This window comes from candidate division KSB1 bacterium (genome assembly GCA_022562085.1).
Taxonomy (GTDB): Bacteria; Zhuqueibacterota; Zhuqueibacteria; order Oceanimicrobiales; family Oceanimicrobiaceae; genus Oceanimicrobium.
Map to the genome: position 1 here is coordinate 5108 of JADFPY010000171.1, position 3966 is coordinate 9073.

The window sequence follows — 3966 nt, forward strand, 5'->3', positions numbered from 1 at the left end:
CAGAAAAATGATTTGGTTCTCAGACCCATCTGGCATCAAACAGAAAAACGGGTGCAGGCGCATATCCTGGTCTGTTTCTTAGCCTATGTGCTCTGGAAATGCTTGTCACAAATGTGCAGGAACAGTGGTCTGGGAAACGAACCCAGAAAAATCATCGACGAAATCAAAAGAATAAAATTGACCGATGTCATCTTGCCAACAAAGAAAGGCGTTGGAATTAGACTGCCGTGTGTCTCAAAACCAGATGACCATCAACGAATACTCCTGCAGCATCTCGGACTAAAAATTCCTGCAAGATTGACAAAAAATCACAAAATGTAGTGAAGACTTGAGCATATTTTTATTGTAAATATGGAACTTACAACGCGAACTGTCGAAGTTGGGTTAGACGAACAAATCGAAAAGGTTTATAGCGGAGTTTCTGAGAAAATATACCGCACCAAAAGCGGCAAGGATTTACTGAACAAACTCAATGACAATTCACCCTGGCTCATGTGTTCGCTGGTTCATAAGTTTGGCGGAAAAGAAGAAGGCGATGTGGATGCGTATTTGCAGGAATTGAAAAGCAGCATTCCGACTGACTTCAAAGCCAAAGGCGATATTTATGTATTTGTGGATGAGTGCCACCGCACACAATCGGGCAAATTGCATGAAGCCATGAACGAATTTTTACCCAATGCTTTATTCATCGGCTTTACAGGAACACCGCTTTTGAAGGTCGATAAGCAAACAAGTATGGAAGTATTCGGAAAATACATTCACACTTACAAATTTGATGAAGCCGTAACTGACAAAGTTGTTTTGGACTTACGTTACGAAGCCAGAGACATTGAGCAAAAAATCACTTCGCTTGAAAAAATAGATGAATGGTTTGAACTGAAAACCCGGGGACTGACCGAGTTTGCCAAAACCGAGCTGAAACAAAAATGGGGAACACTCAAAAAAGTGTTCAGCTCAAAATCTCGGTTAGAAAAAATCGTGATAGACATCGTGCTCGACATGGAGAAAAAAGAACGTCTGCAAAACGGCAGAGGCAACGCCATGTTGATTTCGGACAGTATTTACAATGCTTGCCGGTACTATGAATTGTTTCAAAATGCCGGGCTGAAAAATTGTGCCATCATTACATCATTTGTCCCCACCCATGCCGACATCAAAGGCGAAGAAACAGGCGAAGGATATACGGAGAAATTACAGCGTTTTGAGATTTACAGAAAAATGCTGGCCGATTATTTCAACGAAGATCCGGATACCGCTATCAACAAAGTAGAGCAATTTGAAAAAGAGGTAAAGACAAAATTCGTAGAAGAACCGGCTCAAATGAAATTGCTGATAGTCGTAAACAAACTGCTCACCGGTTTCGATGCGCCTCCTGCCACTTATTTATACATTGACAAAAAAATGCGTGACCACGGATTGTTTCAGGCGATCTGCCGGGTAAACCGTTTAGATGGCGATGATAAAGATTACGGTTACATCATCGACTACATGGATTTGTTTAAGAGTCTTGAAAGCTCATTCATAGATTACACTTCGGAAGCATTTGATGCTTACGAAAAATCTGATGTGGAAGGTTTACTGAAAGACCGCTTGAAAAAAGGCAAAGAACGATTGAACGAAGCATTGGAAGCCATCAAAGCGTTGTGCGAACCGGTAGAGCCGCCCAAAGACACCATGGCTCATATTCGTTACTTCTGTGGCAAGAACACCGAAAATCCCGATGACTTGAAGGACACCGAACCAAGGCGAGTTGCCTTATATAAGCTCACAATTGCACTCATTCGGGCTTATGCCAATATAGCGGATGAAATGAAAGAAGCAGGCTACACCGAAAAGGAAACCGGGCAAATCAAGAATGACATCAAGCACTTTGAAAGCCTGCGTAAAGAAATACAGCTTGCCAGTGGCGACTATGTTGATTTAAAACAGTATGAACCTGCCATGCGTCATTTGATTGACAGCTACATCGGAGCAGAAGAAAGTCAAATGTTAGCCAACTTTGATGATTTAAGTTTGGTGGAATTGTTGGTGGAAAGAGGAAAAGATGCCATCAAAGATTTCCCAAAAAACATTCGGGGCGATAAAAATGCAGTGGCAGAAACCATCGAAAATAACTTGCGGAAGGTAATCACCGAAGAAAGACCTACCAACCCGATGTATTACGAAAAAATGAGTGTGCTTTTGGACGCGTTAATCAAACTGAGAAAAGAAGCTTCGTTAGAATACGAAAAGTACTTGCAGAAAATCATTGAACTTTCAAGAAATATTAAAAAGCCAAACACAACAGCGGAATATCCTTCTTCTCTCAACACGAATGAAAAAAGGGCTTTGTATGATAACCTTGGCAAGAATGAGGAATTGGCAAACGAATTAGACCATAAAATTCTGACAACCAAAAAAGATGGCTGGCGTGATAATAGAATTAAAACGCGCGAAGTCAAATATGCTATTAAAGAAGTTCTGGACAGCTACCGGGTAAAAGAGCCGGATGCGGAATACGTCCTTAAATTGGTGAAGAACCAGAGAGATTACTAATGGAGCAAATCACCATCAGCAATATTGAAATTGATGTCGTTCGGAAAGACATTAAGAACATACATCTTGCTGTTTATCCGCCAACAGGCAGGGTTCGTATTGCTGCACCGTTAAGAGTAAATGAAGATGCAATCCGATTATATGCCATATCAAAATTAGGCTGGATAAAACGACACCAACGGAAATTTGAAGGGCAAGAAAGAATATCGCCAAGAGAATACAAAAACAGAGAAAGTCATTACTTCCAAGGCAAAAGGTATTTGCTGAATATTATTGAAGCAGAGGCCCCGCCTAAAGTGGTATTGAAGAATAAAACCTACATTGATCTTTATATAAGACCCGAGACATCAACAGCCAAACGGCACAAAATCATGAACGAGTGGTATCGTAAGGAACTCAAAAAAATAATTCCTGAACTCATTGAAAAATGGCAAAAGCGAATGAATTTAAAGGTCAACGAATGGCAAGTAAAACTCATGAAAATAAAATGGGGTTCATGCAACATTGAAAAGAAACGAATTTGGTTAAACCTTGAACTGGCAAAGAAACCCATTTATTGCCTGGAGTATATCATTGTTCATGAAATGGTGCACTTATCGGAGAGACATCACAACGACAAATTCCTTTATTACATGGACACCTTTCTACCAAACTGGAAACAACTAAGAACTGAATTGAATAAATTACCAGTAAGTCATGCAGATTGGAGCTATTGAAATACGAGCATTTATTTTACCCATTATAATTTTGTTTAGATGAAGGCATATAAAAAAATAGGTATAACAATGGCATCAATTTCATCAAAATTGAATAGTAACTTTACGAAATTTAGTTTTTCCGACGGTTCCCTATTTTTTTACAAGCCCTATCAAAATTCAATTTCTGAATAATTTTGCTTCAAGCCAACTAAATACTGATTAATTATATCCTTCGGCTAGTACAGAAAAAGAGAGATAAAACCCTATGTAACATTTAGAAGGTCACTCCGTTAATACATTTACTGTCAGCCTCTAAAAGCATCACCCAGGGGCAAATCTAATTTAAAAAAAATGCATCAGGCGGTTCAAAAATTTACAAAAACATGGAGTAGAATTATGTCCAAGAAGAAAAAAATTATTTTGTTTTCAACGTTGGCGGTAGTGGTTGTCGCAATTGTTTTAATACTGAATGTCGGCAGCGGCGGCAGCGATGAGATTGAGGTACAAACGGCTAAAGTCGAACGGGGCACGGTAGTGCAAACTGTAACGGCAAGCGGCAGAATTCAGCCGAAAACTCAAGTCAAGATTAGTGCAGACGTTGCGGCCAAAATTACCCGCCTCGAAATCAAAGAGGGAGATTGGGTTGAAAAAGGTCAATTTCTGGTTGAGCTGGACTCCGAGCGTTTCCTGGCGGCTGTTGAAAGAACAGAAGCAAACATGCGCTCGAATAAAT

The 3966-nt window shown here is 39.9% G+C and carries 4 protein-coding genes; all 4 read left to right on the forward strand.

Annotation, left to right across the window (positions count from 1 at the left end; translation table 11 throughout):
* On the forward strand, nucleotides 1-321 hold a 321-nt coding region (locus tag IH879_13965; GenBank protein ID MCH7676041.1), incomplete at its 5' end, for a hypothetical protein.
* A 30-nt stretch (nucleotides 322-351) separates the two neighbouring features.
* Complete coding sequence (locus IH879_13970) at nucleotides 352-2535, forward strand: HsdR family type I site-specific deoxyribonuclease (protein ID MCH7676042.1); 2184 nt, start codon at nucleotides 352-354, stop codon at nucleotides 2533-2535.
* Nucleotides 2535-3251 (forward strand): M48 family metallopeptidase, encoded by a 717-nt coding sequence (locus IH879_13975; GenBank protein ID MCH7676043.1) that lies wholly within the window; start codon nucleotides 2535-2537, stop codon nucleotides 3249-3251. Before IH879_13970 ends, IH879_13975 begins: the two co-directional genes overlap by 1 nt.
* Before the next feature lie 378 nt (nucleotides 3252-3629).
* Nucleotides 3630-3966 (forward strand): biotin/lipoyl-binding protein (locus tag IH879_13980; protein MCH7676044.1); only part of this gene is annotated, 337 nt, incomplete at its 3' end.